Source organism: Mesorhizobium sp. M7A.F.Ca.CA.001.10.2.1, from assembly GCF_003998575.1.
Lineage (GTDB): Bacteria > Pseudomonadota > Alphaproteobacteria > Rhizobiales > Rhizobiaceae > Mesorhizobium.
In genome coordinates, this window is the sequence record NZ_RZQY01000529.1 from 3,469 (window position 1) to 4,271 (window position 803).

The window sequence follows — 803 nt, forward strand, 5'->3', positions numbered from 1 at the left end:
GGCAATGATGCCCGCGCGCGCCGCCAGCTCCCACAGGGCAACGACGAGCACAGCCGCGGCGACACTGACGGCAAACTCCAGCATCGGCGATGCGCGACCGCGGAAGACAAACAGGCTGCTGAACAAATCATTATCCCCGGATGATCGAAAGAACGGCCGTCACCGGCGCGAGCCGGAATGACATCGCTGCCGACAGCCGAGACAAGCTGCCGGCCCGGCCGCGCGGCCGCTATTTCGCCGGGATCTTGTTGATCGCCGAACTGTCGATCTGGTCCGCCGCCACCAGTCTGTTGTCGGCGGCGCCGTTCTCCAGGTTTAGATCCATCACCGTGTCGAATATCCCGTGCAACGTGCCTTTTTCTCCCGGCTTGCCCATGTAGGCCAGGGATTCTGCAAGCGTCGTGTAGGACAGGCTGGAGTTGACGATGTCGGTCACTTCGGCAGGCGTCAGGCCGAAATGCTTGGACGCCATGTCGGCGAATTTTTCCGGCTCGGCCTTGATGAAATCGACCGTCTCATAGATGCAGCCGAGGAATTTTGCGTATTTGTCGGGGTTCGCCTTGAAGTCGTCGTTGCGGGCGATGATCGCGTCGATGATGATGCCGCGATGATCCTTGGACGAGATCAGCATGCGGGCACCGGTGCGGGTCGAGGCCTTCAGCGCCTGCGACATGAACGGTTCGTAGGTCGCGATCGCGGCGATCGATTCATCGACGAAAACCGCACCCGTATCGGCCGTCGCGATGTCCTTGATCTGCAGATCCTTCAGCGACAGGCCCGCCTGCTTCAGCTCCATCTGCAGC

Annotated in this window: 1 protein-coding gene; it reads right to left on the minus strand. The window is 61.3% G+C overall.

The features are described from left to right. Nucleotides 1-229: 229 nt before the first annotated feature. Nucleotides 230-803, minus strand: a 574-nt coding sequence (locus EN964_RS37860; protein WP_373565075.1) for an ABC transporter substrate-binding protein, incomplete at its 5' end; no start/stop codon positions are given.